Source organism: Streptomyces sp. NPDC037288 (assembly GCF_055603265.1).
Genome location: NZ_JBVJVY010000031.1, coordinates 25,525 through 52,264, shown reverse-complemented (window position 1 = coordinate 52,264; position 26,740 = coordinate 25,525). Strand labels below are relative to the sequence as shown.

The window sequence follows — 26,740 nt, the reverse complement described above, 5'->3', positions numbered from 1 at the left end:
ACTCCATGAACCTTCGCAACCCCGCGGTTTCGCCATTGAACATGCAGGGCACACCGTACGTTAAAGACAGTGAAAGGATGCGCGGGGCACAGAAAGAAGGGACGCCGAAGCGTCCCTTGCAAACTCTGGCAACCGGGTTTCGGTCGCCCGATCAACTGAGCGGTTGATACGGCAGCCCGATCGCTGCGACTGCTGTTGTGGAGCTGATGCAGTGATCAGGTGAGCGCAGGCTCCGCCTGGTGTGCGTCGATGCTCTCCATGATCCTGTCCTGAGAGGCGGCAGCCGTCAGCGCTTCGTTCTCCGCCTGGATCCTTACCAGCTCGGACTCCAGGTCCTGGACGCGCTGCTGCAGCCGTCGCATCTCGGCGAGGAGTCGAGGGTCGGAGCCGCCGACGTAACCGAGAAGCGCCTTTGCCATGATGGATGGTCCTCCACACTGAGTGACCGACCGATGCGGTGTGGGTCGTGAGGGATTCGCACCCGCGGTGCTTGGCACATCCGGGTGTTGCTCTGCTGTTGCTCCATGCCAAACAGCTAAGGTGCGCGGGGCTTTCAGCGTCTCACCAAAAAGTTTGACGGTCAACACGATCACGCCCTGTATTGGTGGGCAAACCGGGCGCGCGGCCGGGAAAGCGGCGGCGCTGCGACTCATCCGGGGCCCTCAGGGCGTGACGATCAGAAGTACCAGCCGGAGCCTGCCATGTCGGGCCGTTCTTGGCAACCACCAGGTCGTTTCCGCTCCGTGCGGGTGCTCTTGGCGGCTCGCCGCGCGCCGGCCCACGCGCCTCCGGGGCACCCGCTCAGCGGATGGCGAAACCGTCGTAGCCGCCGCGGGGTGTGTCCCAGATCTCGGTGACTCCGTCCACCCGCCCGGGCGTGTCGTTCCCCTGAAGCCAGTCCAGCAGCCCCTCGCAGCCCTCGCGGGCCCCCTCCGCGACCACCTGGACGCGACCGTCGGCCAAATTGAGAGCAAAACCACTCAGGCCGCCGATCTCCAGCGCCTTGGCACGCGTGAACCAGCGGAAACCCACACCTTGCACCTGTCCGCGCACCCAGGCGACCAGTCGTACGTCCTCGCTCATGGGTGCAACCTAACCGGCCGATGTCGGTCGGGACACGTCGCGCCCCGGCGGCATGGGGTACCGTCCCGACCCAATGCATCTCATATGAAACTCACTCGATCGAGTGAGTCGGGTTGGCCAGAAGGAGTCACTCGCCGCGCAGGCGCCGGTCGACCGCGAGGACGAGGAAGAGGGCAAGGACATGGGACGCCACCGACGCATCGCCGCCGGCCGCGCCGCCACGGGCCGCGCCACGGGGGCCATACGTACGGAGCGCTCCGGCACCGGGAGCGGCGACCCGCGTAACCCGTACGCGGGCGAGGCGCCCAGGGGCATCGCGCCGTATCTGAACCCGGAGGCCTACGCCGAGGCGACCGCCCGGGCCCACGCCTATCTGTACGCGGCGGACGACGCGGGCCCGGCGCCGGCCGGCGCCGGCTTCACACCGGGCGGCGACCCCTCTCACGACCACCGGCGCCGGAAGAAGGCCGGGAAGCCGGTGCGCGCGGGCCTGCTCGGGGTGTCCGCGGCCGTCGCCCTCGGTACGGCCGCGGTGGCCACGGGCGTGGTGCCGGGTCTGCAGAACTACAAGCTCGGCGGCGCCACGAGCACCACCGGTGGTGAGCGGGTGCAGGCGGTGGACACGCCGAGCAACACGGCCGCCGAGCAGGGCGGCACCTCGGGCAGCGCGGACAGCCACGGGGGTGGCGCCGGCACCGGCCGGAACACGGCACGCCCGAAGTCCCCGAGCCCGTCCGTCTCCACGTCGGCGTCGGCGTCGGCGTCGAAGCCGGTCTCCCCCACGCCCAGCCCGTCGAAGACGGCGTCCGAGAGGCCGGCGCCGGCGACCACGCCGTCGAAGCCGAAGGGCACGAGCACCCCGTCGGGTGCGGCGTCCCGGACACCCGGTACGCCCAAGGCACCCAAGTCGCCCGCGGCGAGTCCCGCACCGGTGACGGTGTCGGCGCGGGCCGCCGCCGAGGCGGAGGTGCTCACCCTGGTCAACCAGGAACGGGCGAAGGTCGGGTGCAGCCCGCTGGCCGCGAACTCCTCGCTGACCAGGCTGGCCGAGACGTTCAGCGACGACATGGCGGCGCGGGACTTCTTCGACCACACCGACCCGAACGGCAAGACCCCGTGGGACCGGGCCGCGGCGGCCGGTGTCACCGACCTCGGCGGCGAGAACATCGCCCGCGGCCAGGCCGACGCGGCGGCCGTGATGAAGGCCTGGATGAACAGCCCCGGCCACCGCGCCAACATCCTGAACTGCGACTTCAAGACCCTCGGAGTCGGCGTCCACTTCGGCCCCGGCGGCCCTTGGTGGACCCAGGACTTCGGTTACTGACACCGTCGCGCCTCCGCGGTCCGAGCGGTCTCGGGCCGACGGGTCTCAGGCGGCGCGACCGCGCGTGAAGCGCTGTGCCGTCTCGGTGACCCGGCGGCCCAGGTGCTCGGCCGTCGCTATGTCGGCCTTGTGGACGCCCTCGGGGCCCTCGTCGCTGTTGGTCTGGGCGGCGGCGCCGGCGAAGAAGCCGAGGCGGTTGAGGTCGTTCTCGGACGCGGTGCTGGCGTTCCAGCCGGGCAGCAGGCCGAGGTTGACCCAGGTCATGCCGTGCTGGGCGGCGAGCGTCTGGAAGAACTGCAGGGTGTGCAGCTTGTCGCCGCTCTTGGAGGCCGAGTTGGTGAAGCCGGCGGCCAGCTTGTCCCGCCAGTCCTGGCCGAACCAGCGCTTGGAGGTCGCCTCGGCGAAGACGTGGAAGGCACCGGAGGCGGTGCCCATGTAGGTGGGCGAGCCGAAGACGATCGCGTCGGAGCGGTCCAGCGCCTCCCACTGCTCGTCGGTGATCTCGTCGACCTTGATCAGGTGCACCTCGGCACCCGCGTCGGCGGCGCCGGCGCGGACGGCCTCGGCGAGGACGGCGGTGTGGCCGTAGCCGGAGTGGTAGGCGATGGAAACGACAGGGGTGGTCACAGAGACTCCTCGAACGGTGGCTCGCAAGGGGCAGCGCAAGAAACAGTGACCCCAGGAAAGCACTAACCAGTAGTTAGTGCAACCTGCCGGTTAGCGCTGCACCCGCGTACTCTTGGCGGCATGACCGCCACCACCCAGGACCACGACGACCAGGCGTACGACGACCTGGCCTACAACGTCTTCGCCAAGGCCTGTCCGTCCCGCGGCACGCTGGAGCACGTCACGGGCCGCTGGGGCGGGCTGACGCTCGGCGCGCTGTACGAGGGCTCGCTGCGCTTCAACGAGCTGCGCCGCCGTGTGGACGGGGTGAGCGAGAAGATGCTGTCCCAGACCCTGCACGCGCTGGAACGCGACGGCCTGGTGCACCGCGAGGCACAGCCGACGAACCCGCCGCGCGTGGACTACGAACTGACCCCTCTGGGCCGCCAGGTCGCCGAGCGCCTGCTGGCGCTCATCCACTGCGTCGAAGGCGCCATGGACGACGTACTGGCGGCGCGTGCGCGTTACGACGGGACGCGCGGCGCCCTCTGACACTTCGGGCAGAAGTAGCTCGACCGGTTCATCCAGGGGCGGCGGCGGATCGGCGTACCGCACCGCTTGCACGGCTCGCCCTCGCGGCCGTACGCGTCCAGGGACCGGTCGAAGTAGCCCGACTCGCCGTTGACGTTGACGTACAGGCTGTCGAAGCTGGTGCCGCCGACGGCGAGGGCCGCGTTCATCACGTCCCGGACGTGGCCGAGCAGTGCCGTCGTGACCGGGCGGGTGAAGTTCGCGGTCGGGCGCTCGTAGTGGATGCGGGCGCGCCACAGCGCCTCGTCCGCGTAGATGTTGCCGACCCCGCTGATCAGCGACTGGTCCAGCAGAGCGCGTTTGATGGTGGTCCGCTTGCGGCGCAGTGCCAGGTGGAACGCCTCGGCGTCGAACAGCTCGTCGAGGGGGTCGCGGGCGATGTGCGCGATGACGTCGGGCAGGCCGTCCGCGGTGTTGTCGTGCAGCGACAGACCGCCGAAGGTGCGCTGGTCGACGAAGCGGAGTTCCGTGCCGAGGGAGTCGGCGAACCGGATGCGGATACGCAGGTGCTTCTCGTCCGGCGTCTCCTGCGGCTGCACCAGCAGCTGGCCGCTCATGCCGAGGTGGGCGAGGACGGACTGGTTGGTCTCCTCCAGCGGCAGCCACAGGTACTTGCCGCGGCGGCTGGGTGGACCGATGTGGTGGCCCTTGAGGCGGTGTGCGAAGTCCTCGGCGCCCGCGATGTGCCGGCGCACGGCGCGCGGGTGCAGCACCTCGACCTCCGCGACGGTGCGGTGGGCGACCCAGCGCGCGAGGCCGCGCCGGACGACCTCCACCTCGGGCAGCTCGGGCATCGGGACCCCCGTTACGAAGCGGTGGATGAGCCGAGCGCCCGCCCCACCGTGAAGGGCGGGGCGGGCGCTCGGTACTGCTGTGGGTCAGGCGGGAGCGGACGACGACTCGTCGTCCTTGACGGCTTCCTTGGCCGCCTCGTCGGCCCGCTGGGCCTCCTTGGCGCGCTCGTCCGCGGCGGCCTTGATGGCCCGCCAGGCGGACTCGGCAGCCTGCTGCTCCGCCTCCTTCTTGCTGCGGCCGGTGCCGGTGCCGTACGAGACGCCTCCGACGCGGGCGGCAGCAGTGAAGGTCTTCTCGTGGTCGGGGCCGGTCTCCGTGACCAGGTACTCGGGCACGCCGAGCCCCTCGATCGCGGTCAGCTCCTGGAGGGAGGTCTTCCAGTCCAGGCCGGCACCGAGGTTCGAGGACTTCTCGATCAGCGGGTCGAAGAGCCGGTGCACCAGCTCGGACGCCGCGTCGAGGCCCTGATCGAGATAGACCGCGCCGATCACCGCTTCCAGGGTGTCGGCAAGGATGGACGCCTTGTCCCGCCCGCCCGTGCCCTCTTCACCGCGGCCGAGCCGGATGAAGGAACCCAGGTCGAGGCCGCGGCCCACTTCCGCCAGCGCACGCGAGTTGACCACCGCGGCCCGCAACTTGGCCAGCTGGCCCTCGGGCAGGTCGGGGTGGGTGCGGTACAGCGTGTCCGTGACGACGAGACCGAGGACGGAGTCACCAAGGAACTCCAGCCGCTCGTTCGTCGGCAGACCGCCGTTCTCGTACGCGTAGGAACGGTGGGTCAGCGCGCGCACCAGAAGGGCGGACTCGACCTGGTAGCCGAGCCGCCCTTCCAGAAGCGTGTGGGACGAGGCCGTGTTGTCCGCCTTCTTCTTGGCGGGTGCGTCCGCCTTGGCGTCTTCCGCCTTCTTGGGACTGGACACAGTGCCTCTCACCAGCCCGCTCAGACTTCGAGGACCTGGCGCTTGTTGTAGGTGCCGCAAGACGGGCACGCGATGTGCTGCTGCTTGGGCTCGTGGCAGCGCTCGCACGCAACCAGGGTGGGGACCGCAGCCTTCCACTGCGACCGGCGGTGGCGCGTGTTGCTGCGCGACATCTTCCGCTTCGGAACAGCCACGGCTACTTCTCCTGCTTCTCGTCGACGCCCGCTTCCGCGTCAGCGCCGCTCATCTCGTCCTTCTCGCCGTCTTCGAGTGAACCGGCGAGTCCCTGCAAAGCCGCCCAACGGATGTCGACGGCGTCGTGGTGGTGGTCCGGGTCGTCCGCGAGCCGCGCTCCACACTCGGAGCACAGGCCCGGGCAGTCTTCCTGGCACACCGGCTGCATCGGCAGTGCGAGCACCACCGCATCGCGCAGCAGAGGTTCGAGGTCGAAGAGTCCGTCCTCGAGGAAGAACCTGTCCTCGTCGCCCTCGGCGTCGTCGCCCGGTTCCGCGATCACGCGGCCCCGGTCGTCGGCGTCAGGGTACGAGAACAGTTCCTGGAAGTCCGCTTCGAGCTCCAGCCCGACCGGCTCCAGACACCTTACGCACTCCCCCTCGGCCTGTGCACGGGCGGTGCCTGTGACGAGCACCCCTTCCATGACCGACTCGAGCCGGAGTTCGAGCTCCACCGGGGCGCCTTCCGGCACTCCGATGACCCCCTGGATGCCGAGATCGGCGGGAGCGTCGATCGTGCGGGTCAGGCGCTGCAGCGCGCCAGGACGCCGACCCAGCTCGTGTGTGTCGAACACGAGGGGGTTGCGGTGGTCGAGGCGGGCGTTGGAAGCCATTCCTGCTTTCGATCTTCGAGCTCGGAGGGCCGCCGCCCGTCGGTACCGAGGACAGCGGAGATCGCGGACGTACACGCGACCGAAGAGCCAGGATACTGGAGCTTTAGCTCAGGGCCCAATCCGGTACGTCACTGCAGACCGCGCCCCTGCTCGTACGCCCGCAGCTGCTCGGCGCTGATCATGCTGGTATCGAAGAGGCTGGTCTCGTCCAGAGCGTAACCGGGCTGCTGTTGGTGCTGGTGGGGCTGCTGCGGCTGCTGCGGGTCGTAGGCGGCCTGCTGGGGGTCGTAGGAGCCCTGGTAGGCGTAGGGGTCGGCCTGCTGGTAGCCGTAGGGGTCCTGCTGACCGTAGGCGGGCTGCTGCGGGAAGCCGCCGTAGGGGTCCGGCTGCTGCTGGTCGTACGCATACGCCGGCTGCGGCTCGTACGACGGCTGCTGCGCCGGCTGGGCCGGCCGCTCCGGGCGCTCGGCCGGGCTGTCCTGGTCCGCGAGGGCGGCGAGGTCGGCGAGGTAGTCGGCGTCGCTGGAGTGCTGGAAGGTCGAGGTGTCGTCGGCGAGGGCACCGAGGTCGTCCGTGGCGATCCGGCCGTGCAGCTTCTGCCGGCCGCGGCCGACGGCCTCCAGGGTCTTGGCGAGGACCGCCTCGAAGGCGCCCAGCTTGGCGTCGACGTACTGGTCGGCGTTGTGGCGCAGGGTCTCCGGGTCGTGGCTGCGCTCGGGGGCGTCCTCGTCCTCGTAGCCGTTCTCGTCCAGGCCGGGGCCGGTGCCGAGCAGCTTCTCGCGGCCACGGCCGACCGAGCCGAGGGTCTTGGTGAGGACGACCTCGAAGTTGGCGAGCTTGGAGTCGACGTAGTCGTCGGCCTCGGCGCGGATCTCCTCGGCCTCCTGGCGGGCCTCGGCGAGGATCCGGTCGGCCTCGGCCTGGGAGCGGCGGGCGATCTCGGTGTCGGAGATCAGCGAGCCGCGCTCGGCGTGCGCGTTCTCGATGATCCGCCCGGCCTCCATGCGGGCCTGCTCGACCATCTGCTCGCGGTCGCCGATCAGCTCCTGCGCCTGCGCGAGGGAGCCGGGCAGCGCCTGGCGCACCTCTTCGAGCATCGCGAGCAGCTCGGCGCGGTTGACCACGCACGACGCCGACATCGGCATGGACCGGGCGCCGGAGACCGTGGAGACGATCTCGTCGAGCTTCTTCTGCACGTCCACCTGTGCTCGCCACTCTCTACAGCCGGGTTGGAGACGGACGGGACGACTGTAGCCCCATCAGTCCTTGCGCAGGCGCTTGTTCAGGGCCCCGAGGACGGGGGCGGGAACCAGGTGGGAGACGTCGCCGCCCCAGGCGGCGACCTCCTTGACCAGGGAGGAGGACAGGAAGCTGTACGTGGGGTTGGTGGGCACGAACAGCGTTTCGACCCCGGTGAGGCCGATGTTCATCTGGGCCATCTGCAGTTCGTAGTCGAAGTCGCTGACGGCGCGCAGTCCCTTGACGATGGCGGGGATGTCGCGGTGCTTGCAGAAGTCGACGAGGAGGCCGTGGAAGGCCTCGACCCGGACGTTCGCGTACTCGGCGGTGACCTCGCGGATCAGCTCGATCCGCTCCTCGATCTCGAACAGGCCCTTCTTGGACTTGTTGATCATCACCGCGACGTAGACCTCGTCGTACAGACGGGAGGCGCGGGCAATGATGTCGAGATGTCCGTTGGTGATCGGGTCGAACGACCCGGGACAGACGGCGCGGCGCACTTGTGATCCCTCGCTCTCCGGTCCGGTCATCGTGCGTCTTCGCACGTAGAGGCGGCGCGACCGTACCAAAACGTTCCCTCGCCGTAGCGACGGGACCGGATCGCCTCGAAGCCGTCCGGCCAGTGGAATTCGCCGCCTCTGGTGCTGCGCTCCACGGTGACGAGCGCTTGCTCAGCGAGCCAGCGTTCCGAGTGGAGTGTGAGCAGAATCTCGCGAAGATCGTCGTCTGTGACGGCGTACGGGGGGTCGAGGAAGACGAGGTCGTACGGCTCTTCCGGTGCCGGCTGCTTGATGATCTGTTCCGCTTTGCCTGCTCTGACCTCGGCGCCTGGGAGGCCCAGGTTTCTCACGTTCTCACGGACGGTCTTCGCGGCGCGGGGGTCCGCCTCGACGAGGAGCGTGTGGCCCGCGCCGCGGGAGAGGGCCTCCAGGCCTACGGCGCCTGAGCCGGCGTAGAGGTCGAGGACCCGTTCGCCGTCCAGGGGGCCGCCGAGGAGGGACTGCCAGGTGGAGAAGAGACCTTCGCGGGCACGGTCCGATGTCGGCCGGGTTCCGGTGCCAGGGGGTACTGCGAGGCGCCGTCCGCCGGCCCGGCCGGCGATCACGCGGGTCATGTGGGGTCCTTCTTAGTGGGCGGCTTTACGGTTCATTGTGGCCGGTCGCCAGTCCCCCGCGCCCCTTCGGGGGCGCTTCGGCCTCACCCCTTCTCCAGGTACTGCTCCCTCTCGTCGTCCAGCAGGGCGTCCAGAGCCGTGCGCAGGCCCGGGAGCCGCCGCAGCTCCGGATCCGCAGCCACGACCGCCGTCGCCTCCTCCCTCGCCTCCGCGATGACCTCCTCGTCCTCGATGACCGCCAGGACGCGCAGGCTGGTGCGGGCGCCGGACTGGGCCTGGCCCAGGACGTCGCCCTCCCGGCGTTGTTCGAGGTCGATCCGGGAGAGTTCGAAGCCGTCGAGGGTGGAGGCGACGGCGTTCAGGCGCTGGCGGGCGGCGCTGGCCTCGGGCATCTCGGTGACCAGGAGGCACAGGCCGGGGGCCGAGCCCCGGCCCACGCGACCGCGCAGCTGGTGGAGCTGGGAGACACCGAAGCGGTCGGCGTCCATGATGACCATCACCGTGGCGTTGGGGACGTTCACGCCGACCTCGATGACCGTCGTGGCGACCAGGACGTCGGTCTCGCCGGCCGCGAAGCGGCGCATCACCGCGTCCTTGTCGTCCGGGTTCATACGGCCGTGCAGCACCTCCACGCTCAGGCCCCGGAGGGGTCCGCGGCTCAGCTGGTCCGCCACCTCCACGACCGCGAGCGGCGGGCGCTTCTCCGCCTCGTCCTCGGGCGGCTTCTGCCCGGCCTTCCCGGGAGCGGGTGCCTCATCGATGTCGTCGCCGATGCGGGGGCAGACGACGTACGCCTGGTGACCGTTCTCGACCTCCTCGCGGACCCGGTCCCAGGCACGGGTGAGGAAGTGGGGCTTGTCGGCGGCCGGGACCACATGGCTGGCGATCGGGGAGCGGCCGGCGGGGAGCTGGTCGAGGACGGAGGTCTCCAGGTCGCCGAAGACCGTCATGGCGACCGTGCGCGGGATCGGGGTGGCCGTCATCACCAGCAGGTGCGGGGGCTGCTTGCCCTTGCCGCGCAGGGCGTCGCGCTGCTCGACGCCGAAGCGGTGCTGTTCGTCGACCACGACCAGGCCGAGGTCGTGGAACTGGACCTTGTCCTCGATCAGGGCGTGCGTGCCGATGACGATGCCGGCCTCGCCGGTGACCAGGTCGAGCAGGGCCTGGCGGCGGGCGGGCGCGCCCATCGAGCCGGTGAGCAGGACGACCTTGGTGGCGTGCTCGGCGCCGCCCAGCATGCCGGCCTCGGCCAGCTCGCCCATCATCTCGGTGATCGAGCGGTGGTGCTGCTGGGCGAGGACCTCGGTGGGCGCGAGCATGGCGGCCTGACCGCCCGCGTCGACCACGGTGAGCATGGCGCGCAGGGCCACCATGGTGTTGTGCGTCACCGTGAAGTGATCGGTGACGTAGGCGCGGCCGGGGTGGGCGACGCTGATGCACTGCACCGGCTTGCGGCCTACGGGCTCCACGGAGCGGATCCCGCGCCGGAACGTGTCGTCCTGCGGTCGTGGGCGTACGCGCTCGGCTTTGCGGGTGAGCCGGAAGGGGGCGAAGCCCTCGGGCAACGCCACGGAGACGTGGAAAGCGGCCCTCTCGGGCAGGACACGCGCCCGGCCGCCCAGGGAACGGACGAGCCAGGCCACGTCGTCCGCCAACGTCTTCGATGCCGGGCACACGGAAATGCTCATGCCATCTTGATCAACGGTGCCGCCGGTGTCCATGAGCCCTTGCAGGAGGGCGAGGCGATTCTTGATCGACGTGTTCTTGAACTGGACGGGGATGAACTCGTCGTGTGACGCCACCCCCCAGAGGCCCAGGTCACGCAGAGTCTGAACGACGGGGTTGGGAACGCCCCCCGAGCGGTGGGCCGGCTCAATCGTGTGGTCGCAGAGCGAACCGGCCACGGGGACGAGACGGCAGTCCGGAGCCACCAGGGCCGCCAGCGCATCGCGGATCTCCGCGTCGGCAGTGGAGAACCGCAGAGGGTGCCGGAACGAGCCGTCGCCCAGCAGCAGCCCGAGCAGATAGGGGTCCAGAGGCAGCACGCAGTCGTCGCCGAGGTCCACCGGGGTCGCCGCCGGGATGTACCACTTCGACGACCCGTCGGCCTTGAACAGGTCCTGCCGGATTTCCCGGGTGGTCAGCACTTCGGGGGGCCGGCGACGGTCCCCGCCGCGGTCTGTGCCGACGATCCACAGGTGTTCGTCATCGCACTCGACCGAACTTCCGTCGGAAAGCACAACACGCCAGACATCCCGGTCGCCTTGTGGAAAGACCCCGTCGATCAGAGCGGTCTCGCCGGCCGGCACGACGACCTCGTCGCCCACTTCCAGGTCGCCCATCCGCCGGAAACCGCAGGGCGTGAGCACGAGCGAGTCCAGCGGCTGGGCCTTGCCGCTGCCGACCTCGCCTTGCAGCAGGCGGTGCATCGGGTGCTCGGTGGCCAGGTCGTCGAAGATCTCCTTGGAGACCTTCTGCTGGCCCTCGGTGAGGGTGAAGGGGAGGCGGCCGTCGAAGGCCGTGAGGAGGCCGTCCGGCCTGGGGGTGCGGGGGACGGCGGGGAGTTGGGCGTCCGCCTGGCGGCGGCGGGCCAGGGCGACCTGCAGGACGAAGGCCTCGTCCCACTTCAGGCGGGCGCGGGCATCGGCGATGTCGGCCTTGGTGTGCGGGCGGTGGATCTTGAGGAGGGCCTCGGGGAGCGGGAGCAGGCCGCGGCCCTCGCGCAGGGCGGGCGGGAGCGGGTCGAGGGCGTCCTGGGCGGCGGGCAGCACCGTCTGGACCGCCTTGCCGATCTTCCAGGACTCCAGTTTGGCCGTGGCCGGGTAGATGGGGATCAGGGCGCCGGCCCAGGTCTCGACCGCCTCCTCGCCGTCGCCACGCAGCAACTCGTAGGCGGGGTGGGCGAGTTGGAGGCGGCGGTTGAACACCGAGACCTTGCCGGCGAACATCGCGCGGGTGCCCGGCAGCAACTCCTTGTGGGGCTTGTGGACGCCGTTGCCGAAGAAGACCAGCTGGAGTCGGCCGCTGCCGTCGGTGATCGTGACCTCCAGGCGCTGGCCCTTGCCGCGGGGGGCCTTGGCGGAGGCGAAGCTGTGCAGCCGGGCGTCGGCGACCTGGGCGACCACCGTGACGTGCTCGTCCATGGGGAGGTCGGCGAGGTGGGTGAGCTGGCCGCGCTCCTCGTATCTGCGCGGGTAGTGGTGGAGGAGGTCGCCGACGGTGTGCAGGCCGAGGTGCTCGGCCATCACCTTCGCGGTGGCGGGGCCGAGCACTGACTTCAGTGGCTGGTTCAGTGGTTCTTCCAGTGCGGGCACGAGATCCATTGCACACCACGGCACTGACAATGCCGTATACGCTTCGGGAAAGTCCTGGTCACACGGTTCGTTCGGGCTCTAGGATGGCGCGCTCCGGCCATCCCCTCCGCGGTCACCGCCCCACCGGGACCGCCCGACCCCGCGCCGTGCGAGTTCCCCGCCCCGCGGCGCCGTGACGATGGACTCCCAGACCTCGCAGTCATCCCAGGCACCCCGGTCACCTCACGAACCTCACAAACCTCATACGTTCCAGGTCGACCTGCGCGGTCTGGTGGACCTGCTCTCGCATCACCTCTACTCCAGCCCCAAGGTCTATCTGCGCGAACTGCTGCAGAACGCGGTGGACGCGATCACCGCCCGGCGGGCCGCGCAGCCGGACGCGCCGGCGCTGGTCCGGCTGCACGCGGCGGACGGCGGCCTGCGCGTGGAGGACAGCGGTGTCGGGCTCACCGAGGCGGATGTGCACGACCTGCTGGCCACCATCGGGCGCAGCTCCAAGCGCGCCGAGGGCCTGCAGGAGGCCCGCTCGGACTTCCTCGGCCAGTTCGGCATCGGCCTGCTCGCCTGCTTCGTGGTCGCCGAGCGGATCCGGGTGGTCAGCCGCAGCGCCCGTACGCCCGGCGCGCCGCCGGTGGAATGGACGGCGAGCGACGACGGGTCGTACACCGTGCGCACGCTGCCCGGCTCGGCGCGTACCGAGCCGGGCACGACGGTGTATCTGACCGCGCGGGCCGGGGCGGCCGAGTGGCTGTCGCCCGAGCGGGTCCTCGCCCTCGCCCGGGACTTCGGCTCGCTGCTGCCGTACGACGTGCGGGTGGGCGAGGAGCCGGTCACCGATCTGCCCGCGCCCTGGGACCGTCCGTATCCGACCCCCGCCGCGCGCCGGGGCGCGCTGGCCCGGCACTGCCGGGAGCTGTTCGGGTTCGCGCCGCTGGACTCGATCGACCTGGACGTGCCGCTGGCGGGGATCCGCGGGGTGGCGTACGTGCTGCCGTCGGCGGTGAGCCCCGCCCAGCGGGCGACCCACCGGGTGCATCTGAAGGGCATGCTGCTGACCGAGCGGGCCGAACAGGTGCTGCCGGACTGGGCGTTCTTCGTGCGCTGCGTGCTGGACACCGACAGCCTGCGGCCGACGGCCTCGCGCGAGTCGCTGTACGAGGACGAGACGCTGGCCGCCGTGCGGGAGGCGCTCGGCGAAAGGATCCGCTCGTGGCTCACGGGGCTCGCCGCCGGTGATCCGGAGCGGCTGGCGGCGTTCCTCGCCGTGCACCACCTGGGCGTGAAGTCCCTCGCCCGGCACGACCGCGACATGCTGCGCACGATGCTGCCCTGGCTGCCGTTCGAGACGACCGACGGGCAGCTGTCCCTGGAGGAGTTCGCGCAGCGACATCCCGTGGTGCACTTCACGCGGACCGTCGAGGAGTACCGGCAGGTCGCGCCGATCGCCTCCGCGCAGGGCGTCGGCGTGGTCAACGGGGGCTACACGTACGACAGCGAGCTGGTCGAGGCGCTGCCTTCGGTGCGGCCGGGAACGGTGGTCGCCGAGCTGGACGCGGACACCGTGACCGCGCACCTGGACGCCGTCGACCCGGGCGAGGAGCTGGCCCTGTCGGGCTTCCTGGCGGCGGCGCGGGCGAAACTGGACCCGCTGGGCTGTGACGTCGTGGTCCGGGCCTTCCACCCGCTGTCGGTGCCCGCGCTGCACCTGGACGACCGGGCGGCCCGGCACGAGCAGGCGCGGGCCGAGGCCGAGGAGCAGGCCGACGACCTGTGGGCGGGCATCCTCGGCTCGCTGCGCGGCAGCGCCCCACGCGCGCGTCTGGTGCTCAACCATCTCAACCCGCTGGTGCGCAGGATCAGTTCGCTCAGGGACCCCGAACTGATCGGCACCGCCACCGAGTCGCTGTACGGGCAGGCCCTGCTGATGGCGCAGCGCCCGCTCCGGCCGGCGGACTCGGCGCTGCTGAACCGGGCGTTCATCGGCCTGCTGGAGTGGGCCACACACGGGGATTCCACAGGCGGGGAGAACGGTCGCTGATGGGTGAGGCCACGGACTTCGACGCGCTGCGCCGGGCGATGGCGGAGAACTCCGAGCAGCCGGAGGGCCCGGCCCGCAACGCGCGCGCGGAGCAGCTGCTCGCCGAGGCCGAGCGGCTGGACATCCCGCTCGCCGTGATCGAGGCGCTCGGGCACCAGCTGAAGGTCTACAACTACAGCTCCGAGAAGGACAAGATGTTCGTCCCGTTCGCGCGGCTGCTGCGCATGTGGGACGAACGGCCCGAGGACTTCGACGCGTACGAGACGCACTCGCTGCACTGGGTCTTCAAGTGGGTGTCGGCGGGCATGCTCGACCAGCCGCACATCCCGCTCGCCTCGATCGAGAAGTGGCTCGGCGAGATGGAGCACCGCTACCGTCTCGCCGGACACTCCGAACGGGCGGTGCGCGGCGCCGAGTTCAGCGTGGCCGCGCACGTCGGGGACCTGGCGCGCGCGGAGCGGGCGTACGCGGCGTGGCTCGCCGCGGACCGCGACCGGATGGCCGACTGTCCCGCGTGCGAGCTGCACGGGCAGGGTTTCTGGCAGGTCGAGCGGGGCCGCGACGCGGAGGGGCTGGGCCTCTGGCGGCCGGTGCTGGAGGGTGAGTACGCGTGCGCGCACGAACCGCACACCGTGCTGGCCTCCTCGCTGGCCCCGCTGCTGCGCCTGGGCCGCGTGGACGAGGCCCGCGCCCATCACCTGCGGGGCTTTCGCCTCGTGCGCCCGATGGAGTCGATGCGCGGCGCGTACGCCGACCACGTGGAGTTCTGTGCGCTGACCGGCAACGAGGCGCGCGGTCTGGAGCTGCTCGCCGCGCGGCCGGCGTACTTCACGGACACCGGGCACCCGCGCAGCCGGCTGGACTTCCTGGCCGTGGTGGCGCTGCTGATGGACCGGCTGGCCGAGCTGGGGCTCGCCGGGCAGCGGGTGCCGGGGCCGGCCGGACGGGACTGGACCGCGGGGGAACTCGCCGCCCACGCGCGCGTGGAGGCGCTGGAGCTGGCCGAGCGGTTCGACCGGCGCAACGGCACGTCGTACGTCGGCGACCGGACACGCGCGCGTATGGCGCAACGGCCGCTGGTGGACCGCCTGCCGCTGGGCGTGCGCACGCTGGGCCCGGCATCGGCACCGGTGGCCGTACCGGCGGCACCCGAGGTCACCGAGGCGCCCGGCCTGGGGGCTCTGCTCGCCGAGGCCCGACGGCTGTCGGACACGCTGCAGCCGCATGCCCTTGAAGCCTGGGCGGCGGTCGCGCGGGCCGCGGGCGACGCGGAGCTGGGGCCACGCGACCGCGCCGAGATCGCCGACCACGAGGCGATGGCCCGCGGCCCCGAGGGGGTCGCGCTGTTCGAACGGGCGGCTGTGCTGTACGCGGAGGCGGGCGACCCCGGCGAGGCACTGGCGGCACGCGCGCGTGGAGCGTACGTCCGCGCCCTGACGGGCGAGGTGGACGCGGCGCTGCACACCGTCACCGCCCTGTACGACGAGGCACTCGCCCTGTACGCCACGCATGCCACCGGCCTGCGGCAGACGGCATCGGTGCTGATGAGCCGGGCCCGGATCCTGATGCGACGACTGCAGGAGGGGGCGGTTTTCGAGGCTCCGCCGGGCGAGGGAGCAGCACCGGGCGGGTGTGTGACGGACGGGTCAGTGGCGGAAGAAGCCGTTTCGGACCGGCCGGGGCCGGGCGAGCACGCGGCGCAGGAAACCGGTTCGGGCGGCGGGGCGCCGGACGAGTTGGTGGCGGAGGGGGCTGGGATCGGCGGGGCAGGCCTCCACGGGCCGGTGCCTGGGGCGCCGACAGCCGCAGTGGCCGGGCCGGACGGGTCCACGCCGGAAGGGCCGGTTCCGGGCGGTTCGGAGCCGAGCGGAGGCGCGGCGGGGAAAGCCGATTCGGGCGCACCCGGCCCGGACGGGACCGCCACCGGTGTCCCTGCGGCCGAGACACCGTGGCCGGACAGGCACCCGACGGGGGAAGCCGTCTCGGGCGCACCCGGCCCGGACGGGACCGCCACCGCGGCCCCTGAGGCCGAGACACCGTCGCCCGGCGGCCCTGTGCCAGAGCCGGCCGCCTCGGGCGAGCACGGGCCGGGCAGGGGTCCGGTGGAGGAGGCCGGTGGGGTGGCGGCGGCGGGGGCCGGGGCCGGTGGGATCGGGCTGGAAGGGGCGGGTGGGGGAGTTCGGGGGGATGCCCAGGCCTGCGCCGAGCAGTCCGTGCGGGAGGTGCTCGCGCTGGTCGGGGGGCGGGTCGGGGACGATGTGCGGCTGGCCGCCCGGGCCGCGGAGGCGCGGGCCATGCTCGCCGAACTGGCCGCGCACGCCGGGGACGCCGAGCGGTCCGCGGAGCTGTTCCGGCGGTCCGCCGCCGACTACGTGGCCGCCGGGCTCCCGTGGTTCGCGGTCGAGTACGAGGTGCAGGTCGCCGCACTGGCCCACCAGGCCGGTGACCTCGCCGAGGCCGAGCGGGCGCTGCGGTCCGCCCTGGAGCACGGCGGCCCGTACGTGGAGCCGGTCGGCCTGGCCCAGCTGCATCTGCAGCTCGCCGAGGTGATCGGCGGGCGGGGCGAGAGCGTCGAAGCCGCCGAACACGCGCTGGAGGCCACGCACTGGGCCGACGAGGCGGGCGAGAGCGCCACGCTGGGCGCCTGGGCACGGCAGCAGCTGGGCGGGCTCCTGCTCCGCCAGGGCCGCTGCGCGGAGGCCGCAGAGGTGCTGGAGTCGGCGCTGGCCGACCTGTCCGCCGAGAGGCACGGCGACGGCGCCGTCGTACAGGCGCAATGGTGGCTCGGTGACTGCCTGAGCGAGCTGGGCGACCACCGCTCGGCCGCCGAACACAGGCTGCGGGCGGCCGAGATCGCCCGGCACTGGCCCGAGCAGCAGGACCACGCCACGCTCGCCCACCTGGCTGCCGAGTCGCTGAGCAACGCCGGTCTGCCGGCGGAGGCGGACCAGGCCTATGCGCGCGCGGGCGACCTGTGGCGGGCACTGGGCAATGCGCCCTTCCTCGTCCGCTCACTGCGCGCCCGCGGCTGGCTGGCGCTGCGCGGGGAGGAGGGAGCGGAGGGGGCCGGCGAGCTGATGGCGGAGGCGGTGCGGGAGTGCGAGCGGGCGCTGGAGCTCGCTGCCGACCCGGTGTCGCGGGAACAGCTCACGGAGGAGCTGGCCGGTACCCACCGCCAGTTCGGCGACCTGCTGGCCCGCTCGGCGTCCGAGGAGGCGGAGGACGGCGCCGTCCGGGCGGCGTTCGAGGCGGCGCTGGCGCAGATGGAGCGGGCGGCCTCGCTGTTCGGCACGCTGGGCGCGGACGGGCTGCACAGCCGTACCGGCGCGGAACTCGCCGCGGGCCGGCTGGAAACCGATCTGGGCCGTCCCGCGGAGGCGGCGGCACGCGCGCGTGCCGTACTCGCGGCCTACGAGGATGCCGGCGCCGGGGACGAGACCGTCCGAGCACGGCGGGCGGAGGCCGCCCGGTTGCTCGACCCGGAGTCGTGAGGGCGGGTCACTCCACGCCGATGAGGAGCAGGGTGCCCTGGCGGCCGCCCCGGTACACCATCGTGTCCACGGCGAGGTAGGACTCGCGCACGCGCGTTTCGAGGTGTTCGGCGATGGTCTGGGGGGCTTCGTCGCCTACGACGAGGGTGACCAGCTCGCCGCCGGCCTGGAGCATGCGGTCCAGGACGGTCGCGGCGGTGGCGGTGACGTCCGGGCCGATCACCGCCACGTCGCCGTCGATCAGCCCGAGCACGTCCCCGGCCTGGCAGATCCCGGCCGTCGTCCAGGACTGGCGTTCGGCGACGACGACCTCGGCGTACCGGGTGGCGCCCGCCGCCGCGGTCATCTGGACGACGTCCTCGTCGAACCGGCGCCCCGGCTCGTGGACGGCGAGCGCGGCGATGCCCTGGACCGCCGAGCGGGTCGGGATCAGGGCCACGCGGATGCCCTCGGTGCGGGCCTGCTCGACGGCCGCGGCGGCCGTGTGGCGCAGCTCGGCGTCGTTGGGCAGCAGGACGACCTCGCGCGCGTGGGCACGCCGTACCGCCTGCACCAGTTCCCCGCTGGCCGGCGGCTCCCCCGGGCGCGCGAGGACGGTGGTCGCGCCCGCCTCCGTGTACAGGCCGGCCAGGCCCTCGCCCGGTACGACGGCGACGACGGCCCGCTGGACGGGCTCGCGCGGGTGCCGCTCCCCGCGGGTGTGCACGTCCCCGAGACCGAAGTGGGTGATCCTGATCCGGTACGGACGCCCCGCCTCCACACCCGCCTCCACGGCGGCGCCCGCGTCGTCGACGTGCACATGGATGTTCCACAGCCCGTCGCCGCCGACCACCACCAGGGAGTCACCGAGCGCGTCGAGGCGTTCCCGGAGCCGGGCCACGGCCGTGTCGCCGGCCTCCAGGAGATAGATCACCTCGTAGGCGGGCCCGGCGGTCCCGGAGCCGTCGGCGCACGGCCCGGCATCGGAAACGGCCGCCACGCACGCGTGCGCCCCGCGAGCCCCGCCGTCCGCGGTCCCGGCGCCGTCCGCGGCCTCGCCGGCGTGCGGGATCCCCGGGGTCTCCCCTGCCGCAGGGCTCTCCGGCACCGCGGACACCTCCCGCGCCGCCACAGCCTCCCGCACCGTCTCCCCCGTGAACGCCTCCACCAGTGCCCCCAGTACCGCCACCAGGCCGCGTCCGCCCGCGTCGACCACTCCGGCCCGGCCGAGCACGGGCAGCTGGCCCGGCGTGGCCGCCAGGGCGGTCAGCGCACCGTCGTAGGCCGCGCGCGCGACCGTCCCGCAGTCGCCCTCGGCCCCCTCGGCGGCTTCGGCGGCGGCCGAGGCGACCGTCAGGACCGTGCCCTCGACGGGGTGGGCCACGGCCTGCCGGGCGGAGTCGGCGGCCCGCCGCAGGGCCTGCCGCAGCCCCGCGCCGCCGACGTGGGACGTCTCGTCCCCCGGGGCGTCCGCGAGCACCTGTGCCATGCCCCGCAGCAGCTGCGCCAGGATCGTCCCGGAGTTGCCTCGGGCCCCGATGAGCGCCCCGTGGGCCATCGCGTGCACGGCGTCGGCCAGGGACGGCTCCCCTGCGCCCGTCTCGTACCCGGCGAACACCGCCTCCACGGCGGTGGCCGCCGACTCCAGGGTGAGATAGAGGTTCGTCCCGGTGTCGCCGTCGGCCACCGGATAGACGTTGATCGCGTCGATCTCCTCACGGGCCCGGCCCAGTGCCCGGAGCGCCAGACCGCACCAGGTGCGCACCGCGAGAGCATCGAAGAACGTCTGCGGCACCTGCGCCACCTGCGCCTCCCTGAGCTGGACGTGGGACGCAGCGTAGACCCCGGAACCGTGTGCACCGGAAGAGGGCCGGGGGCGGGGCCCTGAGCTGCCATGGTAGTTTCGTTGTACGGGCGCAGCCGTTGTATGCTGCTCCGGTTGCCCGATCTGATCGGGCTGTTCCCCTGGCAACGCCACTCAGATCTCAGGTCGTACGATCTCGATCCCGGCATGCCGGGATTAACCGTAAGTGCATCTGAAGTCTTTGGAGTGACCCGTGGCTGCCAACTGCGACGTCTGCGGCAAGGGGCCGGGCTTCGGCAACAACATCTCGTTTTCGCACCGCCGTACGTCCCGTCGCTGGAACCCGAACATCCAGCGTGTGCGTACCGTGGTCGGCGGGACGCCGAAGCGCGTGAACGCTTGCACCTCGTGCATCAAGGCCGGCAAGGTCTCGCGCTGACGCTACAGCTGAGCGCGCGGCCACTGCCTGGTTCGCTGCACTGAGCCGGTCCACCCCAGGGTGGACCGGCTTTTTGCCGTACCCGGAGTCACTCGACGTCACTCGCCGCCTGCCAGAATCCGGGGCATGCGCTTCGGCATCCTGGGCCCGCTGGACATCCGCACCGACGACGGCGGCCCGATCGACCCCGGCGGCCCCCGCCCCCGCGCCCTGCTCACGCTGCTGCTCCTGGACGCCGGCCGCCCGGTCGCCACGGAGCGGCTCACCGACGGTCTGTACGGCGCCGAACCTCCCGCCGGTGCGGCCGGTGCTCTGCAGTCGCAGATCTCCCGGCTGCGCAGGCGCCTCGGCCCGCACACGGAGGTCGAGGCCACGCCCGGCGGTTACCGGATCACCGCCTGCGCCGACTCCGTCGACGCCCACCGCTTCGAACGGCTGGCCCGGGAGGGGCGCGAGGCCCTCGCCGCCGGCGACCCGCAGGGTGCCGCGACCCTGCTGCGCGAGGCCCTCGCCCTGTGGCGGGGCCCCGCGCTGCCCGATCTGCCGGACGCGCACGCCGAGTCCGCCCGGCTGGAGGAGCTGCGGCTGGCCGCCGTACAGGACCGGATCGAGGCCGACCTCGGCTCCGGCGGCGGCCCGGAACTGGTGCCCGAGCTGCGCTCACTGCTCGCCGCGCATCCGCTGAGCGAGCGGCTCTACGGGCAGCTGATGCGGGCCCTGCACGCCGGCGGCCGGTCCGCCGAGGCGCTGCGCGTGTACGAGGAGGCGCGGCGCACGCTCGCCGACGAACTGGGCGCGGATCCCTCGCCCGAGCTGGCGGCCCTGCACCTGGAGCTGCTCCGGGGTGCGGAGCCGGTCCGCCCGCGGTCCCGGCTGCCGGCGCAGCTGACCCGCTTCGTCGGCCGGGACGCCGAACTGTCCCGTATCCCCGCGCTGCTCGCCGACGCGCGCCTGGTCACGCTCACCGGTCCCGGCGGGGCGGGCAAGACCCGGCTCGCGATCGAGGCCGCCCGCGCCCGCGCGGACGCGTACCTCGTCGAGCTGGCCCCGCTCACCGACGGGACCCGGATCCCGTACGCGATTCTCGCCGCCCTCGGGGTCCGCGAGGGCCTGCGCGGCGCCACGACGGACACCGCCGGGCGGCTCCTGGCCGCGCTGGAGGACCGGGAGCTGCTGCTCGTGCTGGACAACTGCGAGCACCTGGTGGAGGACGCGGCCCGGACCGCGGGGCTGCTGCTCGGCTGCTGCCCCGGGGTGCGGATCCTCGCCACCAGCCGGGAGGCCCTCGGCATCACCGGCGAGGTGCTGGTGCCGGTGCCCGCGCTGCCGCCGGAGCCGGCCGAGCGGCTGTTCCTCGACCGTGCCCGGGCGGTGCGCCCCGGATTCGACGGCCACGCGCGCGTGGCGGACGTCTGCCGCGCCCTGGACGGGCTGCCGCTGGCCATCGAGCTGGCGGCGGCCCGGCTGCGCACGCTGGAGCCGCAGGAACTCGCGGACCGCCTGGACGACCGCTTCCGGCTGCTGTCCCGCGGCGACCGCACCAAGGCGCCCCGCCATCGCACGCTGCGGGCCGTGGTGGAGTGGAGCTGGGAGCTGCTGGACGAGGAGGAACGGGAGCTGGCCGGGCGGCTGACCGTGTTCTCCGGGGGCGCCACGGCGGACGCGGTGGAGGCCGTGTGCGGGGTGCCGTATCCGGAGGACCTGCTGGTGTCGCTGGTGGAGAAGTCGTTCCTGGAGGTGTCCGAGGGGCGGTACCGGATGCTGGAGACCCTCCGTGCCTTCGCCGCCGAGCACGTGTCCGGCGGCCCCTCGCTGCGGGACGCGCACGCCGCCTACTACCTGCGGCTGGCCGAGCGCGCCGAGCCGTTTCTGCGCAGTGGCGGGCAACTGCCCTGGCTGGCCCGGCTGGCCGCCGAGCACGCCAACCTGGACGCGGCCCTGCGCCACCTCACCCGCCGCAACACCACGCACGCGCTGCGCCTGATGGCCGCGCTGTCCTGGTTCTGGCGGCTGCGCGGGCTGCACGGCGAACAGGTACCGCTGGCCCGGACCCTGCTGGCGGCCGTCGGCGACACACCGCCGCCGGGCCTGGTCGAGGAGTACGCCCTGTGCACGATGAACACGATCACCGGAAGCGGTGACGACCCCGCCGAACCCGGCCGCATCGCGCGCGTGGCCGAGTTCATGCGCACGCTGGACGGGCCGATGCGGCTGCCGTTCACGATGGTTCTCTGGGCGCTGACCGGGGGCCCGTTGTTCTCCGACGACGCGAAGCTGCGGGCCGTCCGGATCGGCGAGGACCCGTGGGCTCGCGCGCTGCTGGACCTGGGGCTCGCCTACCAGGCGCAGTTCGCGGGGCGTCCGGCCGACTCGGAGGCCGCCTTCACACGTGCCCTGGAGGGCTTCCGGGCGGCCGGTGACCGCTGGGGGATGGCCAACTGCCTGGATCCGCTGGGCGCCTTCGCCGACTGGCGCGGCGACTACGAGCGGGCTCTGACGCTGTTCGACGAGGGCCTGGCGCACGTCCGGGAGCTTCAGGCTCCGGAGGAGACCGCGGACCTGCTGCGGACCCGGGCGACGGTGCTGCTGCACCGCGGTGACGTCGAGGACGCGGTCGCGCACTTCGAGCGATCGGCCGCCCTCGCCCGCTCCACGGGCGCGCCCGACAAGGTGGCCGCCGCCCGGCGGGGCCTCGGCGACGCGGCTCGCCTGTCGGGAGACACCGCACGCGCGCGCGTGCACTACGAAGAGGCCCTCCGGGCATGTGCCGCCAACTGGTTCAGCGCGGGCGAGACCGTGCGGATCCTCATCGGCCTGGGGCGTACGGCCGCCGCCGAGGGGCGGGTCGAGGAGGCGCGCGACTGGTTCGGGCAGGCCGCCGCTCTGGCCGCCGACGGCCCGGGCGTCCTGGAACTCGCCGAGGCGGCCGAGGCGCTGGCGTCCGTCGCCGGGACGTCCGAGCGGGCCGCCGTCCTGCTCGGCGCGGGCGCCGGTCTGCGGGGCGCCGTGCCCCAAGGGGACCCCGACGTCGTACGCACGGAGCGGGAGGTGCGCGCGCGACTGGCCCCGGCGGCGTACGACCGGGCCTTCGAGCGGGGCCGGCGGCTGCGGTCAGCGGCGGTCAGCGAACGGTAGGCGGACGGTCAGTGCCCCCGCCGAGGCTGACGGGCATGACGCACACCCACCACAGCCTCGGCCACCTCAACGTCCTCGTCTCCGGCGCCAGTGTCGCCGGACCCGCCCTCGCGCTGAACCTCGCGCGGTACGGCGCCCGTGTCACCGTCGTCGAGCGGGCCCCCGCCCTGCGCGGCGGCGGCTTCGCCGTCGACTTCCGCGGCCACGTCCACCGCAAGGTGCTCACCGGCATGGGCATCTGGGAGGAGATCCACGCCCGCCAGACGCACATGGGTCCGCAGAGCGTCGTCGACGCCGACGGCAGCCGGCGCGTGGACCTGCCGGCCGAGCTGATGAGCGGTGACGTGGAGATCTTCCGCGGCGAGCTGGCACGGATCATGTACGAGCGCACCGCGGACCGGGTCGAGTACGTCTTCGGGGACTCGATCGCGGCGCTCACCGACACCGCGGACGGCGTCGACGTCACCTTCGAGCGCGGCGCGCCCCGCCGCTTCGACCTCGTCGTCGGTGCCGACGGTCTGCACTCCCACACCCGCCGTCTGGTCTTCGGCGACGAGTCCCGCTACCTGCGGTTCTTCGACCACTACGTGGCCGGTTTCCCGGTGCCCAACCACCTGGGCCTGGACCGCAGCGGCCTCCTGCACAGCGAGCCCGGACGCTGCGTCGCGCTCAGCAACTACGACGGCGACCCGGACCGGGCCGGAGCGCTGCTGGTGTTCCGGTCCGAGCCGCTGGCGTACGACCGCCGGGATCCGGCCGCGCAGAAGCGGATCCTCGTCGAGCGGTTCGCGGGCATGGGCTGGGAGACCCCACGCGTCCTGAAGGCGCTGGAGGAGACCGACGAGCTGTACTTCGACGCCATCGCCCAGATCCACGTCGACCGGCTGGCCAAGGGGCGGGTGGTGCTGCTCGGGGACGCCGGGTACGGCGCCACCATGGGCGGGATGGGCACCGGGGTGGCGATCGTCGGCGCGTATGTGCTGGCCGGTGAACTCGCCCTCGCGGGCGGTGACCACCGTACGGCGTTCGCCGAGTACGAGAGCCGGATCACGGGCTTCGCCAAGGGCTGCCAGAAGATCTCCGGCAACGCGGGGCCGTTCTTCGCGCCGCCCACCGAGCGGCGCATCCGCAGCCGTGACCGGATGTACCGGCTGCTCGCCTCACGCCTGCTGGCCGGCTTCTTCAAGCGGCTCACCGAGAAGGCGGCCACGGACATCCGGCTGCGGGACTACCCGGTGTGAGGCCTGTGCAGGGCCCATCCGTGATCCACCGGCCCGATGCCCGCGCCCAGCGCGAACCCGGCGGCGATCGCCCCCGTGACGTACTTCTTGGCCTGCGTGACGGCCTCCGGGACACTCAGGCCCTTCGCCAGCCCCGAGGCGGTCGCGGAGGCGAGCGTGCAGCCCGTGCCGTGCGTGTGCCGGTTGTCGTGGCGGGGCGCGCGCAGCCAGTGCTCCTCGGAGCCGTCCGTCAGGAGATCGACAGCCTCCCCGGGCAGGTGTCCGCCCTTGATCAGCGCCCACCGCGGCCCGTACGCCAGCACGGCCGCCGCCGCCTGCCGCAGGTCGTCCTCGGACTCGACGCGGACCCCGGTGAGTTGGGCCACCTCGTCGAGGTTCGGGGTGGCCACGGTCGCCACCGGCAGCAGCCGGGTGCGGACCGCGTCCAGGGCGGTGGCGGCCAGCAGCGGATCGCCGTGCTTGGAGACGCCCACCGGATCCACCACGGCCGGGGCGTCCGTGCCGGAGATCAACTCGGCGACCGCCTCGACCAGTTCCGCCGAGGCCAGCATGCCGGTCTTCACGGCCTGCACGCCGATGTCGTCCACGACACTGCGGTACTGCGCCCGGACGGCCTCCACGGGCAGCTCCCACGCGCCTTGCACGCCCAGGGAGTTCTGGGCGGTGACGGCGGTGAGCACGCTCATCCCGTGCACGCCGAGCGCCAGCATCGTCTTCAGGTCGGCCTGGATGCCGGCGCCGCCGCCGGAGTCGGAGCCGGCCACCGTCAAGACCCTCGGCGGGCTCATGACTCGATGTCCCCGAAGTGGTCCCAGCCGCCCTTGCTGGTCCAGGGGGCCCCGTCGACGGTCACCTGGGGCAGCGCGGAGGGGTTGAGGACCTCGCCGATGACCTTCCACCGGGCCGGGAGCTTGGCGTCCGGGGGGAAGGTCGCCACGATGGCGTGGTCCTCTCCCCCGGTCAGCACCCACTGCATCGGGTCGACGCCGACGGCCTGACCGATGTCGTTCATCTGCGTCGGGATGTCGATCGCGCCGGAGCGGATGTCGATGCGGACCTTGCTGGCCTCGGCGATGTGCCCGAGGTCGGCGATCAGCCCGTCGCTCACGTCGCACATCGCGGTCGCGCCGAGCGCGGCGGCGGCCGGGCCCGCGTGGTACGGCGGCTCCGGGCGCCGGTGGGCCTCGACGAAGGCGCGCGGGGAGCGGAAGCCACGGGAGAGGACCGCGTAACCGGCCGCGGACCAGCCCAGCCAGCCCGTGACGGCCACCAGGTCGCCGGGCTGGGCGCCCGCGCGGGTGACGGGCTCCCGGTTGCGCAGATCGCCGAGCGCGGTGATCGACACCATGATCGTGTCGCCTCGTACGACGTCCCCGCCGACCACGGAGGCGCCCGCGACCTGGCACTCGTCGCGCAGGCCGTCCATCAGCTCGCTCGGCCAGGTCACCGGGAGTTCGGCCGGTACGACCAGGCCGAGCAGCAGGGCGGTCGGTACGGCGCCCATCGCGGCGATGTCGGCGAGGTTCTGTGCCGCCGCCTTGCGGCCGACGTCGTACGCCGTGGACCAGTCGCGGCGGAAGTGCCGCCCCTCCAGGAGGATGTCGGTGCTCGCCACCACCCTCCGGTCGGGCGCGGCGACCACCGCGGCGTCGTCGCCGGGGCCGATCCGGACCGCCGGGGTGGTGGTGAGCCGGGAGGTGAGCTCCCTGATGAGCCCGAACTCCCCGAGCTCACCAACAGTGCCCTTCATTGCTCTTGCTCCCCTTCTCTGCCTTGCCGTGCCCACTCGCGCGTCATCAGTGTCCCCGATACGGTCGAGGTGACCGTCGACACGGTCGGAACGACCGTCGATACGGTCAGATGACCGTCAACTTCCGTCGTGCCTGCACCCTGGCGCGCAAGCCCGGTTCCCGCAGGTCTCCCCGCGGGGAGCGGCGACGCGATACCGTGGCGTTCCTTTTCCCCACATGATCCTCGTGGCCGCTCTGGAGGTTCCGTGGTACAGGCGTACATCCTGATCCAGACCGAGGTCGGCAAGGCGTCGACCGTCGCCGAGACGATCAGCAAGATCCCTGGAGTGATCCAGGCCGAGGACGTGACGGGACCGTACGACGTCATCGTGCGCGCCCAGGCCGACACGGTCGACGACCTCGGTCGGATGGTGGTCGCCAAGGTCCAGCAGGTGGACGGCATCACCCGCACCCTGACCTGTCCGGTCGTGCATCTGTAGCCCCCGTCTACCCTTGGCCGGTGAACATTTTCCGTCACCGGCCCTCCGGCCTGCTCGCGCCCGCGCTGCTGATCGCGGTCGCGGGCTGCTCATCGGCAGACGACGGCGCCACGGTGGCGGTTCCCGGCCCCGACGCGAAGACGGCGAAGGTGTGCCGGGATCTGCACCGGGTGCTGCCGCAGAAGCTCGACGGACGGAGCCGCAACGACCCCGAACCCCGGTCCGCCTTCACGGCGGGCTGGGGAAACCCGGCGATCATACTGCGCTGCGGTGTCGTACGGCCGCCGAAGATGGTCGATCCCAAGGTGGCCGAAGGCGGCGACCCGGACGCCGTCGCGGGCGGGGTGAACGGCGTCGACTGGCTGATGGAGAAGCAGGGCGACGGCACCTGGCGGTTCACGACGGCGAACCGCGTGGCCTATGTGCAGGTGAGCCTGCCCAGGGGGATGTCCGCGCAGGAGGAGGGCACAGCCGTGCTCACCGACCTCGCGGCGGCCGTGCGGAAGGCGATCCCCAAGGGGATCGCCTCCATGCGCGGATGACCAGCCGG

23 protein-coding genes are annotated in these 26,740 nt (G+C 72.6%); 9 read left to right on the top strand and 14 right to left on the bottom strand.

All coding sequences use genetic code 11. The features are described from left to right. Nucleotides 1–215: 215 nt before the first annotated feature. Nucleotides 216–419 carry a hypothetical protein gene (locus ACZ7GZ_RS29340; protein ID WP_014675251.1) on the bottom strand — a complete coding sequence of 68 codons (204 nt, stop codon included), beginning with the start codon at nucleotides 417–419 and terminating at the stop codon, nucleotides 216–218. A 382-nt stretch (nucleotides 420–801) separates the two neighbouring features. Continuing rightward, nucleotides 802–1,083: an acylphosphatase gene (locus tag ACZ7GZ_RS29335; protein WP_471028753.1), complete on the bottom strand. Its 282-nt coding sequence runs from the start codon at nucleotides 1,081–1,083 to the stop codon at nucleotides 802–804. A 181-nt stretch (nucleotides 1,084–1,264) separates the two neighbouring features. On the opposite strand from ACZ7GZ_RS29335, the gene ACZ7GZ_RS29330 reads away from it, so the two are divergent. Next, nucleotides 1,265–2,407, top strand: a complete 1,143-nt coding sequence (locus ACZ7GZ_RS29330) for a CAP domain-containing protein (protein WP_471028835.1) — start codon at nucleotides 1,265–1,267, stop codon at nucleotides 2,405–2,407. A 45-nt stretch (nucleotides 2,408–2,452) separates the two neighbouring features. Here ACZ7GZ_RS29330 and ACZ7GZ_RS29325 read toward each other — a convergent pair whose 3' ends face one another. Continuing rightward, nucleotides 2,453–3,034, bottom strand: coding sequence for a flavodoxin family protein (locus ACZ7GZ_RS29325; RefSeq protein ID WP_471028751.1), 582 nt, complete (start codon nucleotides 3,032–3,034; stop codon nucleotides 2,453–2,455). A 120-nt stretch (nucleotides 3,035–3,154) separates the two neighbouring features. Between ACZ7GZ_RS29325 and ACZ7GZ_RS29320 the strand changes: the two genes are divergently transcribed. Continuing rightward, nucleotides 3,155–3,565, top strand: coding sequence for a winged helix-turn-helix transcriptional regulator (locus ACZ7GZ_RS29320; protein WP_471028750.1), 411 nt, complete (start codon nucleotides 3,155–3,157; stop codon nucleotides 3,563–3,565). On the opposite strand, the gene mutM is transcribed toward ACZ7GZ_RS29320, so the two are convergent. The 8 genes from mutM to ACZ7GZ_RS29280 all read right to left on the bottom strand — a co-directional run bounded on the left by mutM (nucleotide 3,538) and on the right by ACZ7GZ_RS29280 (nucleotide 11,842). Next, the gene (mutM, locus tag ACZ7GZ_RS29315) at nucleotides 3,538–4,398 is read right to left on the bottom strand and encodes a bifunctional DNA-formamidopyrimidine glycosylase/DNA-(apurinic or apyrimidinic site) lyase (RefSeq protein WP_471028747.1); all 861 of its coding nucleotides are present in this window, start codon (nucleotides 4,396–4,398) and stop codon (nucleotides 3,538–3,540) included. The genes ACZ7GZ_RS29320 and mutM overlap by 28 nt on opposite strands. Before the next feature lie 84 nt (nucleotides 4,399–4,482). Continuing rightward, the gene (gene rnc, locus ACZ7GZ_RS29310; RefSeq protein ID WP_471028745.1) at nucleotides 4,483–5,331 is read right to left on the bottom strand and encodes a ribonuclease III; all 849 of its coding nucleotides are present in this window, start codon (nucleotides 5,329–5,331) and stop codon (nucleotides 4,483–4,485) included. An 8-nt stretch (nucleotides 5,332–5,339) separates the two neighbouring features. Then, nucleotides 5,340–5,513, bottom strand: a complete 174-nt coding sequence (gene rpmF / locus ACZ7GZ_RS29305) for a 50S ribosomal protein L32 (RefSeq protein ID WP_003951102.1) — start codon at nucleotides 5,511–5,513, stop codon at nucleotides 5,340–5,342. A gap of 2 nt (nucleotides 5,514–5,515) precedes the next feature. After that, nucleotides 5,516–6,166 carry a YceD family protein gene (locus tag ACZ7GZ_RS29300; protein WP_471028742.1) on the bottom strand — a complete coding sequence of 217 codons (651 nt, stop codon included), beginning with the start codon at nucleotides 6,164–6,166 and terminating at the stop codon, nucleotides 5,516–5,518. 128 nt (nucleotides 6,167–6,294) lie between these two features. Then, the gene (locus ACZ7GZ_RS29295) at nucleotides 6,295–7,368 is read right to left on the bottom strand and encodes a cell division initiation protein (protein WP_471028741.1); all 1,074 of its coding nucleotides are present in this window, start codon (nucleotides 7,366–7,368) and stop codon (nucleotides 6,295–6,297) included. A gap of 57 nt (nucleotides 7,369–7,425) precedes the next feature. Next, nucleotides 7,426–7,905 carry a pantetheine-phosphate adenylyltransferase gene (gene coaD / locus ACZ7GZ_RS29290; protein WP_471028833.1) on the bottom strand — a complete coding sequence of 160 codons (480 nt, stop codon included), beginning with the start codon at nucleotides 7,903–7,905 and terminating at the stop codon, nucleotides 7,426–7,428. A 26-nt stretch (nucleotides 7,906–7,931) separates the two neighbouring features. Further along, complete coding sequence (gene rsmD, locus ACZ7GZ_RS29285; RefSeq protein ID WP_471028739.1) at nucleotides 7,932–8,519, bottom strand: 16S rRNA (guanine(966)-N(2))-methyltransferase RsmD; 588 nt, start codon at nucleotides 8,517–8,519, stop codon at nucleotides 7,932–7,934. An 83-nt stretch (nucleotides 8,520–8,602) separates the two neighbouring features. Further along, the gene (locus ACZ7GZ_RS29280) at nucleotides 8,603–11,842 is read right to left on the bottom strand and encodes a helicase-related protein (protein WP_471028738.1); all 3,240 of its coding nucleotides are present in this window, start codon (nucleotides 11,840–11,842) and stop codon (nucleotides 8,603–8,605) included. Between the two features lie 169 nt (nucleotides 11,843–12,011). On the opposite strand from ACZ7GZ_RS29280, the gene ACZ7GZ_RS29275 reads away from it, so the two are divergent. Both ACZ7GZ_RS29275 and ACZ7GZ_RS29270 read left to right on the top strand, forming a co-directional pair. Then, a complete protein-coding gene (locus ACZ7GZ_RS29275) occupies nucleotides 12,012–13,871 on the top strand; it encodes an HSP90 family protein (protein WP_471028736.1) in 1,860 nt (619 codons plus the stop codon). Next, nucleotides 13,871–17,362 (top strand): tetratricopeptide repeat protein, encoded by a 3,492-nt coding sequence (locus tag ACZ7GZ_RS29270; protein WP_471028734.1) that lies wholly within the window; start codon nucleotides 13,871–13,873, stop codon nucleotides 17,360–17,362. Before ACZ7GZ_RS29275 ends, ACZ7GZ_RS29270 begins: the two co-directional genes overlap by 1 nt. 7 nt (nucleotides 17,363–17,369) lie before the next feature. Here ACZ7GZ_RS29270 and ACZ7GZ_RS29265 read toward each other — a convergent pair whose 3' ends face one another. Continuing rightward, nucleotides 17,370–19,145: a DAK2 domain-containing protein gene (locus ACZ7GZ_RS29265; RefSeq protein WP_471028731.1), complete on the bottom strand. Its 1,776-nt coding sequence runs from the start codon at nucleotides 19,143–19,145 to the stop codon at nucleotides 17,370–17,372. A gap of 253 nt (nucleotides 19,146–19,398) precedes the next feature. Here ACZ7GZ_RS29265 and rpmB point away from each other — a divergent pair, with 253 nt between their 5' ends. From rpmB to ACZ7GZ_RS29250, 3 genes are all read left to right on the top strand, one after another. Next, entirely contained in the window at nucleotides 19,399–19,584 is a 186-nt protein-coding gene (gene rpmB, locus ACZ7GZ_RS29260; RefSeq protein ID WP_009190838.1) for a 50S ribosomal protein L28, read from the top strand. A gap of 126 nt (nucleotides 19,585–19,710) precedes the next feature. Beyond that, nucleotides 19,711–22,719 (top strand): ATP-binding protein, encoded by a 3,009-nt coding sequence (locus tag ACZ7GZ_RS29255; RefSeq protein WP_471028729.1) that lies wholly within the window; start codon nucleotides 19,711–19,713, stop codon nucleotides 22,717–22,719. Nucleotides 22,720–22,754: 35 nt separating this feature from the next. Further along, nucleotides 22,755–23,960 carry an FAD-dependent monooxygenase gene (locus ACZ7GZ_RS29250; RefSeq protein WP_471028727.1) on the top strand — a complete coding sequence of 402 codons (1,206 nt, stop codon included), beginning with the start codon at nucleotides 22,755–22,757 and terminating at the stop codon, nucleotides 23,958–23,960. On the opposite strand, the gene thiD is transcribed toward ACZ7GZ_RS29250, so the two are convergent. Further along, nucleotides 23,948–24,748: a bifunctional hydroxymethylpyrimidine kinase/phosphomethylpyrimidine kinase gene (gene thiD, locus ACZ7GZ_RS29245; RefSeq protein WP_471028725.1), complete on the bottom strand. Its 801-nt coding sequence runs from the start codon at nucleotides 24,746–24,748 to the stop codon at nucleotides 23,948–23,950. The two genes, ACZ7GZ_RS29250 and thiD, sit on opposite strands and share 13 nt — an antisense overlap. Then, nucleotides 24,745–25,710, bottom strand: a complete 966-nt coding sequence (locus ACZ7GZ_RS29240; RefSeq protein ID WP_471028723.1) for a thiamine-phosphate kinase — start codon at nucleotides 25,708–25,710, stop codon at nucleotides 24,745–24,747. The genes thiD and ACZ7GZ_RS29240 overlap by 4 nt, the downstream gene beginning before the upstream one ends. A gap of 246 nt (nucleotides 25,711–25,956) precedes the next feature. On the opposite strand from ACZ7GZ_RS29240, the gene ACZ7GZ_RS29235 reads away from it, so the two are divergent. Together ACZ7GZ_RS29235 and ACZ7GZ_RS29230 are read left to right on the top strand one after the other, a co-directional pair. Further along, nucleotides 25,957–26,190, top strand: coding sequence for an Lrp/AsnC family transcriptional regulator (locus ACZ7GZ_RS29235; protein WP_003997603.1), 234 nt, complete (start codon nucleotides 25,957–25,959; stop codon nucleotides 26,188–26,190). A gap of 20 nt (nucleotides 26,191–26,210) precedes the next feature. Beyond that, entirely contained in the window at nucleotides 26,211–26,732 is a 522-nt protein-coding gene (locus ACZ7GZ_RS29230; protein WP_471028721.1) for a DUF3515 domain-containing protein, read from the top strand. The last annotated feature ends 8 nt before the right edge of the window (nucleotides 26,733–26,740 follow it).

Coding starts and splice junctions, on each gene's coding strand:
- ACZ7GZ_RS29320 (WP_471028750.1), top strand. CDS start 3,155: ATGACCGCCACCACCCAGGACCACGACGACCAGGCGTACGACGACCTG.
- ACZ7GZ_RS29330 (WP_471028835.1), top strand. CDS start 1,265: ATGGGACGCCACCGACGCATCGCCGCCGGCCGCGCCGCCACGGGCCGC.
- mutM (WP_471028747.1), bottom strand. CDS start 4,398: ATGCCCGAGCTGCCCGAGGTGGAGGTCGTCCGGCGCGGCCTCGCGCGC.
- thiD (WP_471028725.1), bottom strand. CDS start 24,748: ATGAGCCCGCCGAGGGTCTTGACGGTGGCCGGCTCCGACTCCGGCGGC.
- ACZ7GZ_RS29270 (WP_471028734.1), top strand. CDS start 13,871: ATGGGTGAGGCCACGGACTTCGACGCGCTGCGCCGGGCGATGGCGGAG.
- ACZ7GZ_RS29335 (WP_471028753.1), bottom strand. CDS start 1,083: ATGAGCGAGGACGTACGACTGGTCGCCTGGGTGCGCGGACAGGTGCAA.
- ACZ7GZ_RS29240 (WP_471028723.1), bottom strand. CDS start 25,710: ATGAAGGGCACTGTTGGTGAGCTCGGGGAGTTCGGGCTCATCAGGGAG.
- ACZ7GZ_RS29280 (WP_471028738.1), bottom strand. CDS start 11,842: ATGGATCTCGTGCCCGCACTGGAAGAACCACTGAACCAGCCACTGAAG.
- ACZ7GZ_RS29255 (WP_471028729.1), top strand. CDS start 19,711: ATGCGCTTCGGCATCCTGGGCCCGCTGGACATCCGCACCGACGACGGC.
- ACZ7GZ_RS29340 (WP_014675251.1), bottom strand. CDS start 419: ATGGCAAAGGCGCTTCTCGGTTACGTCGGCGGCTCCGACCCTCGACTC.
- ACZ7GZ_RS29300 (WP_471028742.1), bottom strand. CDS start 6,166: ATGGCTTCCAACGCCCGCCTCGACCACCGCAACCCCCTCGTGTTCGAC.
- ACZ7GZ_RS29275 (WP_471028736.1), top strand. CDS start 12,012: ATGGACTCCCAGACCTCGCAGTCATCCCAGGCACCCCGGTCACCTCAC.
- rsmD (WP_471028739.1), bottom strand. CDS start 8,519: ATGACCCGCGTGATCGCCGGCCGGGCCGGCGGACGGCGCCTCGCAGTA.
- ACZ7GZ_RS29250 (WP_471028727.1), top strand. CDS start 22,755: ATGACGCACACCCACCACAGCCTCGGCCACCTCAACGTCCTCGTCTCC.